This window comes from Neobacillus sp. DZ-9, from assembly GCF_059587065.1.
In genome coordinates, this window is sequence record NZ_JCAIOL010000008.1 from 190,282 (window position 1) to 207,024 (window position 16,743).

Annotated in this window: 21 protein-coding genes; 6 read left to right on the top strand and 15 right to left on the bottom strand. The window is 37.7% G+C overall.

Annotation, left to right across the window (positions count from 1 at the left end):
* Positions 1-228: 228 nt before the first annotated feature.
* The 3 genes from AC59HZ_RS22000 (at position 229) to AC59HZ_RS22010 (ending at position 3,333) form a co-directional block, all read left to right on the top strand.
* Positions 229-1,485, top strand: coding sequence for a sugar ABC transporter substrate-binding protein (locus tag AC59HZ_RS22000; protein ID WP_496548001.1), 1,257 nt, complete (start codon positions 229-231; stop codon positions 1,483-1,485).
* A gap of 89 nt (positions 1,486-1,574) precedes the next feature.
* Positions 1,575-2,462 (top strand): carbohydrate ABC transporter permease, encoded by an 888-nt coding sequence (locus AC59HZ_RS22005; protein ID WP_496547901.1) that lies wholly within the window; start codon positions 1,575-1,577, stop codon positions 2,460-2,462.
* 25 nt (positions 2,463-2,487) lie between these two features.
* Positions 2,488-3,333, top strand: coding sequence for a carbohydrate ABC transporter permease (locus AC59HZ_RS22010; protein ID WP_496547902.1), 846 nt, complete (start codon positions 2,488-2,490; stop codon positions 3,331-3,333).
* Positions 3,334-3,391: 58 nt separating this feature from the next.
* Here AC59HZ_RS22010 and AC59HZ_RS22015 read toward each other — a convergent pair whose 3' ends face one another.
* From AC59HZ_RS22015 to AC59HZ_RS22025, 3 genes are all read right to left on the bottom strand, one after another.
* The gene (locus AC59HZ_RS22015; protein WP_496547903.1) at positions 3,392-3,625 is read right to left on the bottom strand and encodes a hypothetical protein; all 234 of its coding nucleotides are present in this window, start codon (positions 3,623-3,625) and stop codon (positions 3,392-3,394) included.
* A 54-nt stretch (positions 3,626-3,679) separates the two neighbouring features.
* A complete protein-coding gene (locus AC59HZ_RS22020; RefSeq protein WP_496547904.1) occupies positions 3,680-4,684 on the bottom strand; it encodes an AI-2E family transporter in 1,005 nt (334 codons plus the stop codon).
* Between the two features lie 106 nt (positions 4,685-4,790).
* Entirely contained in the window at positions 4,791-5,852 is a 1,062-nt protein-coding gene (locus tag AC59HZ_RS22025) for a polysaccharide deacetylase family protein (RefSeq protein WP_496547905.1), read from the bottom strand.
* Between the two features lie 281 nt (positions 5,853-6,133).
* On the opposite strand from AC59HZ_RS22025, the gene AC59HZ_RS22030 reads away from it, so the two are divergent.
* The gene (locus AC59HZ_RS22030; protein ID WP_496547906.1) at positions 6,134-6,355 is read left to right on the top strand and encodes a hypothetical protein; all 222 of its coding nucleotides are present in this window, start codon (positions 6,134-6,136) and stop codon (positions 6,353-6,355) included.
* A 75-nt stretch (positions 6,356-6,430) separates the two neighbouring features.
* On the opposite strand, the gene AC59HZ_RS22035 is transcribed toward AC59HZ_RS22030, so the two are convergent.
* The 10 genes from AC59HZ_RS22035 to AC59HZ_RS22080 form a co-directional block, all read right to left on the bottom strand.
* A complete protein-coding gene (locus AC59HZ_RS22035; protein WP_496547907.1) occupies positions 6,431-7,363 on the bottom strand; it encodes a type II secretion system F family protein in 933 nt (310 codons plus the stop codon).
* 4 nt (positions 7,364-7,367) lie between these two features.
* Positions 7,368-8,327, bottom strand: coding sequence for a type II secretion system F family protein (locus AC59HZ_RS22040; protein WP_496547908.1), 960 nt, complete (start codon positions 8,325-8,327; stop codon positions 7,368-7,370).
* On the bottom strand, positions 8,324-9,673 hold the full coding sequence (locus AC59HZ_RS22045; RefSeq protein ID WP_496547909.1) for a TadA family conjugal transfer-associated ATPase: 1,350 nt from the start codon (positions 9,671-9,673) through the stop codon (positions 8,324-8,326). Before AC59HZ_RS22045 ends, AC59HZ_RS22040 begins: the two co-directional genes overlap by 4 nt.
* Entirely contained in the window at positions 9,674-10,870 is a 1,197-nt protein-coding gene (locus tag AC59HZ_RS22050) for a CpaE/TadZ family protein (RefSeq protein WP_496547910.1), read from the bottom strand.
* Positions 10,867-11,496: a Flp pilus assembly protein CpaB gene (gene cpaB, locus AC59HZ_RS22055; RefSeq protein ID WP_496547911.1), complete on the bottom strand. Its 630-nt coding sequence runs from the start codon at positions 11,494-11,496 to the stop codon at positions 10,867-10,869. Before cpaB ends, AC59HZ_RS22050 begins: the two co-directional genes overlap by 4 nt.
* Before the next feature lie 32 nt (positions 11,497-11,528).
* Positions 11,529-12,449 carry a Tad domain-containing protein gene (locus AC59HZ_RS22060; protein WP_496547912.1) on the bottom strand — a complete coding sequence of 307 codons (921 nt, stop codon included), beginning with the start codon at positions 12,447-12,449 and terminating at the stop codon, positions 11,529-11,531.
* Positions 12,450-12,453: 4 nt separating this feature from the next.
* Positions 12,454-12,819, bottom strand: coding sequence for a TadE/TadG family type IV pilus assembly protein (locus tag AC59HZ_RS22065; RefSeq protein ID WP_496547913.1), 366 nt, complete (start codon positions 12,817-12,819; stop codon positions 12,454-12,456).
* Positions 12,816-13,328: an A24 family peptidase gene (locus tag AC59HZ_RS22070; protein ID WP_496547914.1), complete on the bottom strand. Its 513-nt coding sequence runs from the start codon at positions 13,326-13,328 to the stop codon at positions 12,816-12,818. Before AC59HZ_RS22070 ends, AC59HZ_RS22065 begins: the two co-directional genes overlap by 4 nt.
* A gap of 76 nt (positions 13,329-13,404) precedes the next feature.
* Entirely contained in the window at positions 13,405-13,566 is a 162-nt protein-coding gene (locus tag AC59HZ_RS22075) for a Flp family type IVb pilin (protein WP_496547915.1), read from the bottom strand.
* A gap of 82 nt (positions 13,567-13,648) precedes the next feature.
* The gene (locus AC59HZ_RS22080) at positions 13,649-13,828 is read right to left on the bottom strand and encodes a Flp family type IVb pilin (RefSeq protein ID WP_496547916.1); all 180 of its coding nucleotides are present in this window, start codon (positions 13,826-13,828) and stop codon (positions 13,649-13,651) included.
* 258 nt (positions 13,829-14,086) lie between these two features.
* Here AC59HZ_RS22080 and AC59HZ_RS22085 point away from each other — a divergent pair, with 258 nt between their 5' ends.
* Positions 14,087-14,413 (top strand): DUF192 domain-containing protein, encoded by a 327-nt coding sequence (locus tag AC59HZ_RS22085; protein WP_496547917.1) that lies wholly within the window; start codon positions 14,087-14,089, stop codon positions 14,411-14,413.
* A gap of 36 nt (positions 14,414-14,449) precedes the next feature.
* On the opposite strand, the gene AC59HZ_RS22090 is transcribed toward AC59HZ_RS22085, so the two are convergent.
* Positions 14,450-15,715 (bottom strand): polysaccharide deacetylase family protein, encoded by a 1,266-nt coding sequence (locus AC59HZ_RS22090; protein ID WP_496547918.1) that lies wholly within the window; start codon positions 15,713-15,715, stop codon positions 14,450-14,452.
* 174 nt (positions 15,716-15,889) lie between these two features.
* Here AC59HZ_RS22090 and AC59HZ_RS22095 point away from each other — a divergent pair, with 174 nt between their 5' ends.
* A complete protein-coding gene (locus AC59HZ_RS22095) occupies positions 15,890-16,357 on the top strand; it encodes a hypothetical protein (protein ID WP_496547919.1) in 468 nt (155 codons plus the stop codon).
* 33 nt (positions 16,358-16,390) lie between these two features.
* Here the strand turns inward: AC59HZ_RS22095 and AC59HZ_RS22100 are convergent, their stop codons facing one another.
* Complete coding sequence (locus AC59HZ_RS22100) at positions 16,391-16,741, bottom strand: 2Fe-2S iron-sulfur cluster-binding protein (protein WP_496547920.1); 351 nt, start codon at positions 16,739-16,741, stop codon at positions 16,391-16,393.
* Between the last annotated feature and the right edge of the window lie 2 nt (positions 16,742-16,743).

Sequence of the window (16,743 nt, forward strand, 5' to 3'; positions counted from 1 at the left end):
TCTTTTTAATCGAAACGTTTCTCTAGTATTTTTTGATATTTTTTTATCCTATTTTCGAAACGTTTCACTAAAGGGGGTATCCTGCGGAGGTTAGTTAATAATAGTTACTATTATTCTTTGTAATCATTATTAAACCTGAATGGATAACAAATCTAGTATATCCATGAGAGAATGCAAAATACTAAATTAAATGATACTAGCTGGAGGGATACAATTATGAAATTAAAAATGTTGACTAAAAAAGCGGCAACTGCAGCTTTGTTAAGCTCACTAGTTGTTTCCGGAGTACTTGCGGGCTGCGGAAAATCTGATGATAAATCAAGTGGTACAGCAGGAGAAAAAACAACCATCACTGTTTGGGGTATGGGAGAGGAAGCAAAGAGCCTTCCTAAAATAGCCGATCAATTTGAAAAAGAGAATCCTAAGATTGATGTAAAAGTACAAGCTATTCCTTGGGATAAAGCTCATGATAAACTGTTGACTGCAGTTGCATCTAAAAAAGGCCCTGACGTTGTTCAAATGGGCACAACCTGGATTCCGGAATTTGCTTCAGCAAAAGCTCTTATGGATTTATCAGCTGAAGGAGAAAAATATCCTGAACTGGCTGCAGATAACTTCTTCGATGGATCTGTTGAAACAACAAAGTATGATAATAAAGTAGTTGGCGTACCTTGGTATGTTGACACTCGTGTCCTATACTACCGTACTGATTTATTAAAAGAAGTTGGATATGATGCCGCACCAAAAACATGGGATGAACTCCGTGATGCTGCAAAGAAATTAAAAAACCGGGGCGATAATAAATACGGTATTAGCATTGATACAAAAGAGCAAAGCTTAGCTTTCATGTTTGCACGCCAAAACGGATCGAAATTGCTTGAAGGAAATAAACCATTATTCAATCAAAAAGAATTTGTTGAAGCAGTTAACTATTTGAACGGATTCTTTAAAGATGGTTCAGCTCCGAAAGATGACTTAGGTGTTGATATTATCCAAGCCTTTAAGGGTGATGGAATGATTCCGATGTTTATTAGCGGACCATGGATGGTTAAGTTGATTAATGACCAAGCTCCTGAATTAAAAGGCAAATGGGCAACAGCTGTTCTTCCAGCGAAGGAAAATAATATTTCTGCCCTTGGCGGTTCCAATTTATCAGTATTCCAATACACAAAACATAAAGATGCATCTCTTAAGTTTTTAGCTTATATGAGCAAACCTGAAACACAGCTAGAATGGATGAAAATGACCAATGCAATGCCAGCCAATAAGAAGTCTTGGGAAGATGAAACTTTAAAGAATGATCCACTATTAAAAGTTTTTGGTGACCAAATGAACAATTCTCAAGCTATGCCAGTGATTAAGCAATGGGAAAAAATTGCGCAAACATACTTGAGCAGCTTCGAGCAAGTTTATCGCGGTGGTGCAAATGTACAAAAAGAAATGGATAACTTCAATAAGAAGTCTGAGGAAATTTTAAGCGAATAATTTTTTAAAAATTGTGGCTGGCTAGCAGGGGTTTCTTGCTAGTTAGCTATAATTGTCATATTTCTGGTATACGAAGGAAGGTACTTCCCATGAAAAGTTATACAAAGAGTAAAACACCCTATTTCTTCATAGCACCAACGATATTATTATTGACCGTGTTTTCTATCCTGCCTATTTTTGTTGCTCTTATCATCAGTTTTACTGATATTGATCTAGCAGGTTTGGGTGACTTGTCAACAGTTGATTTTGTTGGTTTAAAAAATTATAAAGATGTTTTAAGTGATCCGATTTTTGTTAAGTCCATCCTGAATACTCTTTTTTATGTTGTCTTCGGTGTTCCTTTCGTCATTATTTTTTCATTAGGAATCGCTCTTCTTATTAACTTTGGGAAGGCACGAATTTTTCAAATGTTTAGAGTAGTATTCTATATGCCCTCTATTACAAACGTTGTTGCGGTTGCCGTTGTTTGGAGTTATTTATACAACCCGCAATTAGGATTATTTAATTATGTTTTAAAACTACTTCATCTTCCTGCTGTACCTTGGCTGCAAGATCCGATTATGGCAAAGGTTTCTTTAATTGCTCTGGCACTTTGGCGAGCAATCGGCGTAAACATGATTATCTTCTTAGCTGCCTTGCAGGGAATCCCAAGGACGTATTATGAAGCGGCACAGCTTGATGGTGCAAACGGCTGGAAACAGTTAACAAAAATTACAATTCCGTTATTGCGTTATGCGATCTTCTTTGTATCGATTACAACCATGATAGGATGGTTGCAATTCTTTGAAGAACCATTTGTTATGACGAATGGTGGGCCGCTTGATAGCACGACCTCAGTAGCATTATTTATTTATCGAAATGGTTTCCAACTCAGTAATTTTGGCTATGCCGCTGCTGGATCGTTCATTTTGTTTATCGCAATCATTATTATCACGATGCTTCAATTTAAATTGCAAAAAAAGCAAGTTGATTATTGAGTAATCCATTGAGGTGAATTCAACAATGATAAAGAACCAATCGCTTAAATCCAACAGTAAGGAACGCTCTCAGCAATGGCTTGTGGGGATTATTCTCACTATTGGCGGTATTTTAGTAGCTATTCCATTCATTTGGATGATTCTTTCTGCCTTTAAAACAGAGAATGAAGTAATGTCTCTTACTCCTACTCTTCTGCCAAGTAAATTTACATTAGAAAACTTTAACAATTTATTTGAGAATATGAGTTTCGGACTTTATTTAAGAAATACGATCGTCGTAGTCCTATGTTCCTTTTTGGGATTATTTTTAAATGCAATGGCTGGATACGCCTTTGCTAAGTACCAATTCAAGGGAAGAGATAAATTCTTCTATCTTGTATTGGCGACCATGATGATTCCTGGTCAAGTAACGATGATACCTGTATATCTAATCTTAAACGAGTTGAACTTAACCAATACGATGGCTGGTATCGTGCTTCCAGGTCTCGTCGGTGCATTTAGCATTTTCTTGTTTAGACAATTTATGGAGACCATTCCAGATGAATTGTTAGAAGCAGCAAGACTAGATGGTGCCAGTGAATTTAAAGTATTTATCTCTATTGTCCTGCCCATTTCACGTCCAATCCTGGCAGTACAAGGAATTCTTACCTTTATCGCTGGTTGGAACAGCTTCCTATGGCCCTTAATTATCGCGAATGATGAAAGCCTTTATACATTATCGGTAGGTTTATCACTATTAAAAGGCCAATATGGCGGGAACTATGCCCTGCAAATGGCTGGCTCTACGTTTATGGTTGTACCAATCATCATCATTTTTATGATTTTCCAAAAGCACATCATCGAGGGCTATACCATTTCAGGAATGAAGTAAAAAGAGAGTTGCATTTGTTAATGTTTGAAGACCCCCTATCATAATGGGGGTCTTCTATTTATGTATTCTGCAGTACCATATTTAAGCGGTTGGTTCGTTCACTTTTTTCTTCCTCTGATGCTAAATCATATTTTTTCAACAAATGGAACACTTCGTTCAGGATTGCTTGAGTATGCTCCTTGGAAAAAAAATCTTCAAACAACGGCTTCATTTCTTCCGGCAAAAATACTGCTTGAGATTCGTATTTATTTTTTACATCTTCTTGAGAATGATCCAGCTTACATTCGCCCATTAGTAACACTCCTTGAATTTGATATTTCTAGTTTATCCCAAACAAAAAAGCCCATCAACTGGGCTTTTTTGTTTCGGTCACTTCTAAAACATCTAAGAGGAAGACGAAGACAGGAATTCCGATAATCAATCCCCAAACACCAAAAAAATGTTCGGAGAAAATTAACACAACAAATGTATAGAATACAGGCAGATTGGTTTTGGAACTCATCAAATTTGGATTGAGGATATAAGCCTCGATACCATGAATGATTGCAATGGCGATCCCGACATACAGCACCTTCATTAATCCGCCAATACTATATGCGATGATCACCAGCGGGATCAAGGAAATGATAACCCCGGCAACGGGAATCAGCCCCAACAGGAAAATCATAATCGATAAACCGCCCAATTGTGGAAAATCGAGCAGCCATAAGGAAATAGTTGTTAGAATACAGTTCACAACCGCAATAATCAACTGTGCTTCAATGACTTTCCCGAAGGTTGCGACAAATTTACGGGCAAAAAATTCAACTTCCTCGTAAATAGAGGCAATTTTGCTTTTCTTAAATTTCTTCGTAAACTTAATTAAACGTGGTTTTTCTAACAAGAAAAACAGACTAAGTAAAAGAGCTAAAAGGATTTGCAAACCGATTTTACTAATATCGGTAAAATATTTAAATATAAAGGTAAAGCCTTGCTCAAGGTAACTTGAAATTTGAATTTCTTCAATTCGTCTTACTACATAGTTCAGCACCATGTTGTCATGCTTCGATGTGTAGAATACCGTCAGCTGTTTGATTAGGGCCCTAATTTCACCTGCAATCATTGGCAGATACATAACCAAGCCATAAGAAAGCAAGCCGACTATACACGCATACGAAATAACAACAATCAATTTTCGATTAAGAGGAATTTTTTGTTCAATGAATTGAACGAGCCGATCCATTAAAAAAGCAAAAATAAACGTCAGCAAAATTAAATTAATCATGCTTTTCATCGCATAAATGATGATCGCAATGATGATAAATATCGATATTCGTTTGAAGCTGCTGCTCTGCAAAAGTTTATTGATCATAGGCAATTATCGAACCCCATTATTTTTACTATCAATCCTGTGATTAACTATAAATATTATATCAAAAACTAACGTATTTTGTCCTTTTAAGAAGTTATTTGTACAATTAAAATTGGACAGGCGGTGTCGTGGCATCGATGGCTTTACTTTCAAAGCCTTGTTTGCTTAAATAGTCAAGCAGTGCAGGCAAATGGGCCAGTGTTTCTTTTCTTTCATGTAAAAGAATGACAAGCGGTCCATTATAATTTGCTTTCCTATTAATCTGTTCGATGACATTGGAAACGTACCGTGCGTCTTTATAATACCAATCCTTGCTGTCAATATTCCAATCCCACATGATATACCCCTGGTCCTTCACTGCTTGTTTATATTCGTCTGTCATATTTGGGGCACTGCCATAAGGAGTTCTCATGATATGGGAATCAATTCCGGATACTGTTTTCAATGTATTCCGATTTTGATTTAATTCACTTAAAACCGAATGGGCCGATGCATAAAATATTTTCACATTGTGGGATACACTATGCAGGCCCACTGATTCTCCGTTCTGTACCATTAATTTAACGGAATTTGGATATCGGCGGATATTCCCGTCTATCATAAAAAAAGTTGCCTTGAAATGATATTTTTCTAGAAGTGTAATAATCTCACCGGAAAAGGGGGCAGGACCATCATCAAATGTTAGATAAACCGTCTTTTTAGAGCCTGGACTTTCACTTCTTGGTGGTGTTTGTGTTTGATTAGACTGAGGTGTGTTCGTTTCCTGATTCGGTGGTTGTGAAGTACCCGTTTCCTTTGTTGGAGGCTGCGCCGCTTTAGTTTCTGCAGGAGTTTGTACTGTCTTTTGTACCGGATTTTGTTCTTGTTCTTGCTTTTGTTCTTGCTTTTGTTCTTCCTTTTGTTCTTGCTTATTTTTCCGTATGGCATCTTGCTGTTGTTTTCGAATCCATTCTTTTTCAAGCTTTGCATCCTCCGTGTTCTGAGCTGCCATTTTTGGATTTGGATGCTGTTCAGCCTGATTCATATGTTCATTTTTTTGAAGATTACTAGGTTTACTTGACGCTTTGGCCTGAAAATAATTGCTGACAAATACCCCTGCAAACAAGAACCCAATCGCAATAATGACTACTAATGACCCCTTCGTCCATCCGCGCTTTCGATTCCCCATTATTCATTCCCTCTTTGATGTTTATTTTTTCTTTCCCCATTATAGACGAAATTTCGTCTATATTGTTACAAATCTATTAAAAATATGACAATTATTTTAAAATAATAGTGAGAATGATAGAAATTTAGACAATGTCCTACAATATCTATCATACCTGAAAATGAATAAAATAGGTGGAAAATTATTCAGGAATTTCCAAAATGTAGACAGGCAAGTTCCTAAAACGGCTGACATAGATATCAATGATTGGCCTATGAAAGGGATATTGTGGAGGTGATGATGTGTCAGGTGGGCTAAAAGCTCTGCTTTACATCGTATCATTTTTTATTCCTGTCGTTGGAATTATCATAGGGATTGTTTGGATGACAGATCATGACCCAGAAAAGAAATCAGTTGGAAAAACCTGTATAATCCTTGGGCTTATCATGATTGTTTTAAGCTTTATTTTCTGGTTCGCTCTGTTCGCCTTTTCAGTTGGGCCTGTTATTACGACGGGGTATTAATGGTCTTTTTTACATTGAAAAGAACCTAATTCTTTTTTAAGAATTAGGTTCTTTGACGTTACTATTATTTTTTTGTTAACCGCCAAAGCCTTTTGTTACCAATGTAATCACTAATGGACCTAGTATCACAATAAACAGTGATGGAAAAATGAAAAATACCATTGGAAATAACATTTTTACTGGCGCCTTCATAGCCTGTTCACGCGCTGCCTCACGGCGTTGTTCCCGTACCCTGACTGTTAAATTTCCTAATACCTTCGCCATCCCAATTCCGAGCTGGTCAGCCTGGATTAATGAAGTGATAATGCTTTGAAATGAATCAGACGGGACACGTTTCCGGAGATCATAAAATGCTTCCCTTCTAGACTTCCCAAGCTTCATATCCTCTAATGTTTGCAGAAACTCATCTGCCAAAGGGCCTTTAATTTTTTGTGAGACTTCGGCTAAAGCCAAATCGAGCCCCATCCCTGCCTCTAACAAAAGATTGACGGTATCAAAAAAATCAGGCATGGATCGATTAATTGTTTTAATTCTCGCAGTCTTCCTTTTACCGAGGTAAAACACAGGCAATCGAAACCCTAAAAATGCCATGGCGAGGATCATCACCCAGGTTAACATTTTGTTTTCTGAAATTGGCAAAAGAAAGAGAAAGATAGGTAAACTCATCCCGGCGCTGAGGACAAATTGGAACAGCCTGAAGTCGATGGCGGACTTAAAAGGATGGCCAGCGTCTCGCAGAAGAATATCTAACTTTTTTCTTTCTTCCATCGAAACCCTTTTATTTAACGCCTCTGTTCCTTTGTTCCAGTAAATTTTAATCATTATTTTAAACCTATTTTGTTTCTTTTCCTTTTTAAGGCTCTCTTTTTGTATATTTACCGGGTCACCAAAATACGTATTTACACGTTCATGGAAGGCAATTTGCCTTTTAAAAAGAGTTAACAATATTCCTGCCAGAAGCATAGTTACAAACCCGCTTAATAGAATCATCAATACAATATCAAGCATTTCTCTACACCTCAATTCGGATGATCTTCTGGATAATCGCCCAGCCGATAAGAATGGAAACGGATGCAACCGAGAGCATCACCCAGCCCAATGGATGATGAAGCATAGGTGAAAAATATTCCTTATTCACCAAGGATAAATATAGACCTAATGCAACAGGAAGCAAAGTAATAATCCAGGATGACATCCTCCCTTGCGCTGTTAAAGTGTGCAATTCTTCCAAAATACGGACCCTTCCTCTAATCGTTTCTTCCATCGTCTCAAGCAGTTCAGCAAGATTGCCCCCGCTTTTCCGCTGTGCAAGGATGGCCCTTACCACTACCTCCAGTTCTTTATTAGGCAAACGCTCAACTAACTCTTCGAATACGTCATCTAGCGGGATACCCAATCCCGCCTGTCTGACAACTCGGTCGAATTCGGGTCCAAGCGGATCTGACACTTCTTTACCGACAAGTTGCATCGCCTGCATAAAGCTGAAACCTGCCCTCATCGAATTGGCCATCATTCCTAATACTTCAATTAGTTGATAATTTATTCGAGATAACCGTTTTTTTCTTTTGCGATTTAGACTGATTTTTGGTAACACAAAACCAATAACAGCAGCCAATATCGCAAGGAACCAAGGAAGTTCAATCAATCCTGTAACGATTCCTAAACCAGCTGCAGTTAAGATTCTTAGTGCAAAAAACTCCTCCGGTTTCAGTTTACTTCCCGATTCAAGCAATACTTTTGCAGTACTCTCACTAAATCGAACATTTTTAAACATGGTAGACATTGTAAGGAAAAACTGTTTAAGAAAAGTTGTCTTTTTTACTTGATCAAGAGTTGATTCCACTTGATGAGATGGTAAAAACTCTTTTATACGGTCTTTCATTCTCCTTTTATCTACTAAACTTTTTAAGATTAAAAACATCAATAGAGTAACGATTATAAAAATAATAAACAGTTCTATGACTATATTCATTTCTGCCACTCTCCAACAAACCAGGAGGCAGGTATTTTAAATCCGTTCATTTCGAGCTGTTCTGTGAACCGTGGACGAATCCCTGAACTTATGAATCTACCTTCAATTCGTCCATCCTGGGAAATACCCGATTCCCTAAAAACGAAAAGATCCTGGAGGACAATGGTTTCGCCTTCTAGGCCCAATACTTCCGTTATATGGGTTATTCTTCTCGTTCCATCCTTCAGCCTGGATTGATGAACAATGATATCGATAGCATTGGCAATTTGATCACGAATCGCCTTAACCGGCAGCTCATAACCTGCCATTAGAACCATTGTCTCCAAACGTGAAAGGATATCCCGTGGAGAGTTCGCGTGTCCTGTACTTAAGCTGCCATCGTGACCGGTATTCATTGCCTGAAGCATATCCAGCGCCTCGGCTCCGCGAACCTCTCCGACAACAATGCGATCAGGACGCATCCGCAGCGAGTTTCGGACTAAATCACGAATGGTGACTTCTCCCTTTCCTTCAATATTGGGAGGTCTGGACTCAAGCGATACAATATGCTCTTGAATAAGTTTTAACTCTGCGGCGTCTTCAATAGTGACAATTCGTTCAGTATTTGGAATAAAGGAAGATAATACATTCAAGGTCGAAGTTTTTCCTGAACCTGTCCCTCCACTAATAAAGATATTGAGTTTGGATTTTACACAGACCTCAAGAAATTCTGCCATCATTTCATTTAAGCTTCCAAAGTGGATTAAATCTTTTATTGTAAAAGGAGTATCAGAGAATTTCCGAATGGTTAAGCTCGGCCCCTTTAAAGAAAGAGGCGGGATAATCGCATTCACACGTGAACCATCGGGCAGCCTGGCATCAACCATTGGCGAGCTTTCATCTACCCTGCGCCCAATCGGTGATACGATTCGCTCAATCACCCGCATGACATGCTGGTTATCGATAAAATTGACGTTGCTCCGATAAACCTTGCCGTTTTTCTCATAATAAACTTCATCATAGTTATTCACCATCACTTCACTTATTAAGGGGTTGTCCAGCAACGGCGAAATCGGCCCGTAAGCCAAAAGCTCATCTTTGACGTAATTTAAAATTTCCTGTTTTTCTTCAAATGTTAGTCTTCCACCCTCTACGTCGAAAAAGGCTTCCGCCAATTCCTCTATTTTCTTAATTTCTGATTCTTTGTTTTGAACAGGATACTTCTTTAACTCTTCCAATAAATAATTGTGAAGATTGCTTTCTAGATTCCAAAATTCTTTCGATCTTTTTAGGACGGGGTCATCAAAAGTATCTTTAGTGGAGGCAATCGTATTAGCTCCTTCTATATACCGTTTAAATAATGACATCTATCTAACCCCCCAATTCCCAACTAAAAACCTTTTCTTACTCTTCTTAAGCTCCGTTAGTTCATTGATTTGTTGTTTATAAAGCTCTTCAGATAGATTCCAAACCGCTTTCCCAATGACGCTGCGTGAGTTTGAAAGAATAAAAGGGTGCCCAACTTTTATTGAAGCGGAAGTTATCTTAGGTTGATCTGGCAAGGTAAAATAAACCTTCATCCCTAATATTTCCTCGATCTTTTTTTGTTCCAGCCCCTGCCCTTTCAAATGGCGATTCAAAATTAGTTTAGCCTTATCTTTTAGGTTAATAGTGTCTAATGTTTCTAGATAGAGCTGGCTTAACCTTAGAACAGATATTTCATTTAGGGTGAGAAGTAAGATCTCATCGGACAAGGCCAGGCATCGCAAATGAATATCTGATAGATGTACCGGCAAATCTATCAGGACGACATCAAATGCTTCCTTTGCTGATTCGATTGCTTCCTTCATATGATTTTCGGAAATTCCTTCAAAAAATTCAGGACGGGGTGGAGCAGCCAAAATCGAAACATCCCCATCGACAAGAGTCATATATTGGTCGATGGAATAAATGGAGCGGCCATACCCTTCCTTTACCCATTCATAAATCGTTTTCTTCGGTTTCGTATTATAGTACATGGCGACTTCGCCAAATTGGAGGTTCCCGTCAATAACAGCGACTTTCTTTCCCGTTCTTGCTAACGCAGTTGCAAGATTTACAGTAAGGACCGTCTTACCAACGCCCCCCTTTGGACTAGCGACGGCGATGACTCTGGATTTTTCTTTCTTTAAATGGTCAAAAGTATTAACCATACTTGTACGATGCTCCATGAATTTTATTGCGTGATTGATTGTTTCACTGAGTTCTTTGGACGTATTCGATGCACGTAGGGCATCCGATGCCCCCATCAGCATCGCTTTTTTTAAATTTTCCATATTATCTGGAGTGATTAAAATGATATAGACATGCGGATATCGAGCGGCGATTTCTTGGCTAAACTCATAAACGTTATACAATGTATGCGCTTTAATGAATAGGACAGTATGGTTGTTTTCATTTAAGAGGGTATGTAGCTTATCCAATTCATTGGTTGCTGACAACGGAAATTGCTTTTTCTCCAAAAGTGTTTGTATTTCCCCGGGAGGAATGTTTGTATCAGAAAAATAAACCCAGTTTATCATCATTTGTTTTCCTCCTGTGAATCATCTTTGATTACTTCTCTTGTTTGCTTTAGACCTTCTTTTCCTGTTCCTGTATCCTCAGGATTTCGGAGCATTAGATAGAATCCATCCTTATCTTTTGAAGCTAAACCAAGCATTACCCCTTGTTCTGGAGTGACTTCCAATGTAACTGTTTCATAGTTTAGTGCCTCTACTTTGCTGTCTGCCGATTTACCAGAAGATAACACTTTGATATTTTCAAGAACCAACACGGCAGATTTATATTGTTTCTTTGTTTTATCATCCTTGGTTGATTCATAGGCCATTACATCTACCAGTGAATTTGGGGCAATATAACCTGAAACACCTTGTTCTAAATCGACTTTGATCGAAATGGCCCTTTTTCCTTCGCTTATGTCAATGAGGGGATTTTTGATGTCCCTCGCATACTTTTTCTTTTCATCAGCTTTTTTCTGTTCTTCTACTTGTTTTTCCAAATTACTGTCTGTTTTTGCTTCCTTTTTATCCTGACTAACCTCCGCCGTTGAAGTGGTTGTTGCCTTTCCTTTTGAAATGACAGTAAGATAGGCAACACCAGCCACTGCGATTCCTAATATTAATGAAATGATCCAAATCTTTCTCGTATTCATAATGTCCCCCTAGCTTTTAGGCAAAAAGTGGTCTACTCAACAAGCTTGACACCATAAAGGCCATATTCCCCTATTCCTGTACCACTACCAATTTCCCCTGGTGAAATCATTTTAATAAATTTTCCATATAGCTTTTTGTCTTCATATTTTTCAATCCAATAAGCTGCAAATCCAATGATTCTTACTTCACTACTGCCCGTTACCGCTTTGCCATTAACATCAGTCCAATTTTCAATAACTACAATCGTTACCACCCTTTTGCATGAATTATCTGCAGTACTTGCACTTTGACATTGTGGCTTGGCTTCATCACTAGCTATTAAGTAATTTATGGCATCTCTTACCTGTCCCACTTTTCCTCCAGGATCCGTAAAAGCTGTTTTCCCAACTTCATAGGTCGCGCCATTTTCTAATGAACTATTAAGATTCCCACCACTATATTTTAGATATCCACAATTGCCTTGAAGTGTCCCTGGATTTGTCTCTCCACAATTCAATACAGTAGCATTCGGAATATTACTTTTTTCAATTACTATAGGTGCAATCCCACTAGCTTTGGTTAACTGGCCTATTTTTGCTGTTGCTGTTGCACTAATTGTTGTGTTATTAATTCCTATTACTTTTGCAAATGTCATAGGAATGCTAACCCTTTTAGATGCTTTTATAGAGTCTGTTGGAAAGGTAATTTCACTTCCTGATACTTTATAGCTATTTTTTTCAGAAACATCTTCAGCAATCTCTCTTGCTCTATTTTGACTGGTTTGCAGCCCTTGTCCCCCAGCTAATACCGAAGCGTCTAAAGCCTTTTGAAGTTTGCTTTTCTCAGTGTATAATCTTCCACCATCTACAACTAACGAAGTAATTCCAAGTAACACCACCATAAATAAAGCAATAAAAGTTAATGCTCCACCGCTTTCATCACGTAATTTTAATAAACGTAGTAAATATTTCATATTATTATTCCACCCTCATAATAGTGGTATCTTTTAAAGTCAAGGGACTTAGGATACTACCGATAATTGGGGTTAGAAAAGTTACCGGATACTCTATGGTTATCGATGCATACGTTCCAGATGACCCGGTGGCTACCTGAACCTGCCCTGTGGTTAAACCTATGCTTGAAGCCTGATTAACAGCAATGCTTTGGACAGTGGGTACATCTTTGCCTATGCTTGCTGCCCGGGCTGCTTCCCTACCGGCATTATCGATTGTTAAATAAGCATGGAAAATTCGGCCAAAATCTATAATACCCAACAGAAGAAATATAAGTACCGGAACAATCAGTGCAAACTCCACTAACGATTGTCCTTTATCCGAATTCATCTAACTCCCCCCAAAATGAACGAACAAAATGTACCCAAAGCTATTGCAACCCCATATGGAAATGAAATGCTTGAACTTTTATCTTTACTAAGTAGTAGAGCTCCCAAATTACCCCTTAAGTAAATAATCTGAAAACAAAAAGATTTTAAGGAATATATTATTCCATTTTTTTTCAAAATTAAGATAACAGAAATTAATCCCCCAATTAGAGCTATATAAACAAATGAACTCAAAGTGAAACTCGCCCCCATTAAAGCACCAACTGCAGCCAGTAATTTAACATCACCAGCTCCCATTCCCCCTAATAAATATGGAATCAATAATAACGAGAATCCAAGCAAGAAGCCTTTCCCACTATATAGTAAGCCTCCGAACCCCTGAACAGTTGTATAATAAATAAATCCAAAAATGATAGTTGGCAATGTTACTATATTTAATATTTTTCTAAATTTAATATCTGTTATTAATGAGACCAACAATGCAAATCCCAGTACAAAATTAATAATCATACTTCAACCTCACATGTTTTAATAGAATGAAAGCCCTACCTATGGAAGTAGGGCCTTAATATAGAAAATCATAAAATTACAAAGCTTTATCTAATGCGTTCTTTAAGTTAGTAAATAATCCGGTAATTGAATCTGTTAATAATGCAACAGCGGAAACAGCAACTACTACTACACCTGCTAAAATTAATCCATACTCAGACAATCCTTGCCCTGCTTCTTCAACTACTAAATTCTTCACTATTCTAATAATTTCGGTTGCCCCCGATTCTAAAAAATACTATTTCCTTAGGTTAAAGATAATCTCTTTTAACTTCACAAAATTATGGTGTAGTAATAGAGTCTAATTTAGTCTTTAACTTAGTAAATAATGTGGTAATTGAACCTGTTAATAATGCTGTAGCAGAAACAGCAACTACTACTACACCTGCTAAGATTAATCCATACTCAGATAATCCTTGCCCATCTTCTTCAACTACTAAATTTTTCAATTTTTGTAACATGTTCTTTCCTCCTAAAAATGGTTTATTTTTTCGAATGATGTTCATTTTATCGAACAACGATCTTTTTTGAGGTTCGTTCTGTATAATGAACAACCCTTGAGTAAATAATAGTATGTTCGTCCCAAATTGTAAATAGAAATTGTGAAAAATGTTCTAAATACTGTACGACAGTATTCTACATTTTTCACTATTGAGAACAAACCTTTACTGATGTATATTCAATATATAGAACAAATTTTATGATAGGAGCTATTAAATATGGAGCATTCAAATAGAACACTTCCTTATTCTATTAACCTTGCAGATTCATTTTTTAAAAGATTAAAAGGATTGATGTTTCGAAAGGATCAGTTGGTGGAGGAGGGGTTGTGGATTGTACCGTGCAATTCCATCCATATGTGCTTTATGAAGTTCGATATTGATGCGGTGTTTCTTAATAAAGAGGGGCAAATTGTAAAAATGGTAGAAAAACTTAAACCGTGGAAATTTGTGAAACCGGTACGAAATGCCTACTCCGTCCTAGAACTTCCACCAGGTACTGTTGCAAAATTAGGTTTTAAACTAGGAGACATGCTTCAACTATAAAAAACAAACCATCTCACGAATGCGAGATGGTTTGTTTTATTGATAGGCCTTTACATTTAATAATTTGTCTAAACCGACAATTTCAAAATTTCTCTTTTGAAGTTCCTCGATGATGATTGGCAGAGCCTTTTTGGTTTCAGTTTGCTCTGGAGTGGTATGCATTAAAATAATTTCGCCGTTTCTCACATTATCCACAACATTTTTTACAATATTACCTGCTTCCTTTTGCGACCAATCAAGCGTGTCAATCGACCAAATCACAATCGAAAAGCCTTCTTTTTTGGCAATGTCCGCCACCTGATCATTTGTTTCTCCATATGGTGGACGGAGGATAGCAGGGCGATGTCCAATAATCGCGGCGATTGCGTCATCTGTCTTTTCAAGTTGCGATTGTATTTCTTGGTTATTTAATTTGGTTAAATCGACGTGATTATAGCTGTGATTTAGAATTAAGTTGCCTTTGTCATACGCTTTCTTTACAACGTCAGGATGTTTCTCTACATTGCCTCCAACGAAAAAGAAATTTCCTGTAACCTTATATTTATCTAATATATCAATGATAGCGGAAGTAATCGTGGCATCAGGACCATCATCAAAAGTGAGGGCAACCCTTTTTACATTAGGACCATTAATGTAGACATTTTCCTGTCCCTTTGAAAAATTGACGATTTGTTTCCGCCATTGCAGCATTTTATCCCAGGCAGTAGCTGATAGTTGATTCGAGTTCCCTTTAATTTCAAGTAGATATCGTTCCGACCTTTGTTGATTAAAAACGGAGATATGGTCTACAACCTTGGTCTTCTCTGGAAGGATGAACTTTATTTGGATTGCAGCACTGATATCGTAAGTATATATTTTATCATGATTGAATTCTGTTACTTGAGCTGGGTTTCCAAAATAGGCTTTAATTTCATCGAAGGTAATGTCCTGGAGATCTTTAGAATAGGATCGGACATCGAATATTTTTCCTTCTGCATTAAAGCCAAAAGCAATCCCCCTTTTTTCAAATGTCGCATAATAGCCTGAGCCGGCACGGTCAATTCTGTCTGGCTCTCCCCATTTTTCCTTCACTTGATCGATGGTGCTATCGAGAGCACTAAATTCGCAATCATTGACCAATCCTAATTTTGCCTTATTTTTAATACCATCTAATTGGATTGAAATAGGATTTTCTTCTTTCGGCTTGAGCTCCGTTTGCTTTGGCGGCAAATCTTTAACCGGTTTTTTATCCCGGCTTTGTGCAGTACATCCTGCTAAAAGAAATAAAGCTATTACGATGAAGAGAAATTTCCATCTAACCACTATTCACACATCCCCTCAAATGGCCCTTCAGCTATATTAGACGTTTTATCTGATTGGAGTGTTTCATAAATCTGCCAAAATTAAGTTTCCGAAATCTTATTGACAATGATTCTCATTATCTTTAAAATGACGGTATAGATAGCAGATTTTTTTTTACGAAGGGAGATTATCAACATGTTTAACATGCTATATGGGTTGAAGGATATACATACGGTTATTACTAATCATCGTAAAATCGGCGGTGCCGCTGAAGCGGATTCGATTCGCTTATCATCCGGTGAAACCTATCAAAACCCGGTGTTTACCAATGTTGATATCTCTAAAGGGCAATATGTATCCGTCTGCTTTATCGATGAAAATGGCACAAATATGATTATCCATGTCGATCAAATTGCAGTCATTAAAGGACTGCAGCACAAATTAATCTGCCAGCTGAATAATACTTATATTAAACAATTATTGCTTCGCGATACACTGCAATACTTACAAAAACTTTGTGAAGTAAACCAAGGCTTCGTCACTAGCTCCTTTAAGAAAGAAGCCCTTAAACTTGTCCGCGATATTAGTGTGAAGGAATTGAAAAACCATAGCATTTCACTTCCATTCCCAGTTGAAGAAAAATTAGTACAGTTATTTGCATAGCAAAACGAGGTCCACTCACGCGGACCTCGTTTTTTATTGGAGAATTTCTGCTTGGCAAGCCAAGCGATACCCATCATTTAATGCATTCGCCAGCTTTTTATGCTCCTGTTCATTGGGCGTGGATAGTGTTGGACCTTGTAAAACCTTCACGGTACATTGGCCGCATGTTCCTTTTCGACATTTGTACTGGATTGCCTTCCCTTGGTTAAGCGCCGCGTCTAGCAGTTTCCCTTTTGCCGGGGAAATCTCAAATTTTCGGCTGCCTTGTTGAATGATAATTTTTTCAGGAATTGGCTTGACTACTGGTTGTGGTTGCTCCTGAATAATTGCCATTGAAATACTGCCTGGCACCAGGGAGCCAACAGTAAATACTCGCTGCCTCACCG

Bases quoted from the DNA above. Each gene is read 5' to 3' on its own strand.
- AC59HZ_RS22015 (WP_496547903.1), bottom strand. From the start codon at position 3,625: ATGGGCGAATGTAAGCTGGATCATTCTCAAGAAGATGTAAAAAATAAA.
- AC59HZ_RS22020 (WP_496547904.1), bottom strand. From the start codon at position 4,684: ATGATCAATAAACTTTTGCAGAGCAGCAGCTTCAAACGAATATCGATA.
- AC59HZ_RS22040 (WP_496547908.1), bottom strand. From the start codon at position 8,327: ATGAATATAGTCATAGAACTGTTTATTATTTTTATAATCGTTACTCTA.
- AC59HZ_RS22005 (WP_496547901.1), top strand. From the start codon at position 1,575: ATGAAAAGTTATACAAAGAGTAAAACACCCTATTTCTTCATAGCACCA.
- AC59HZ_RS22025 (WP_496547905.1), bottom strand. From the start codon at position 5,852: ATGGGGAATCGAAAGCGCGGATGGACGAAGGGGTCATTAGTAGTCATT.
- AC59HZ_RS22000 (WP_496548001.1), top strand. From the start codon at position 229: ATGTTGACTAAAAAAGCGGCAACTGCAGCTTTGTTAAGCTCACTAGTT.
- cpaB (WP_496547911.1), bottom strand. From the start codon at position 11,496: ATGAATACGAGAAAGATTTGGATCATTTCATTAATATTAGGAATCGCA.
- AC59HZ_RS22080 (WP_496547916.1), bottom strand. From the start codon at position 13,828: ATGTTACAAAAATTGAAAAATTTAGTAGTTGAAGAAGATGGGCAAGGA.
- AC59HZ_RS22045 (WP_496547909.1), bottom strand. From the start codon at position 9,673: ATGTCATTATTTAAACGGTATATAGAAGGAGCTAATACGATTGCCTCC.
- AC59HZ_RS22070 (WP_496547914.1), bottom strand. From the start codon at position 13,328: ATGATTATTAATTTTGTACTGGGATTTGCATTGTTGGTCTCATTAATA.
- AC59HZ_RS22035 (WP_496547907.1), bottom strand. From the start codon at position 7,363: ATGCTTGATATTGTATTGATGATTCTATTAAGCGGGTTTGTAACTATG.
- AC59HZ_RS22010 (WP_496547902.1), top strand. From the start codon at position 2,488: ATGATAAAGAACCAATCGCTTAAATCCAACAGTAAGGAACGCTCTCAG.
- AC59HZ_RS22095 (WP_496547919.1), top strand. From the start codon at position 15,890: ATGTTTAACATGCTATATGGGTTGAAGGATATACATACGGTTATTACT.
- AC59HZ_RS22085 (WP_496547917.1), top strand. From the start codon at position 14,087: ATGGAGCATTCAAATAGAACACTTCCTTATTCTATTAACCTTGCAGAT.
- AC59HZ_RS22060 (WP_496547912.1), bottom strand. From the start codon at position 12,449: ATGAAATATTTACTACGTTTATTAAAATTACGTGATGAAAGCGGTGGA.
- AC59HZ_RS22050 (WP_496547910.1), bottom strand. From the start codon at position 10,870: ATGATGATAAACTGGGTTTATTTTTCTGATACAAACATTCCTCCCGGG.
- AC59HZ_RS22065 (WP_496547913.1), bottom strand. From the start codon at position 12,819: ATGAATTCGGATAAAGGACAATCGTTAGTGGAGTTTGCACTGATTGTT.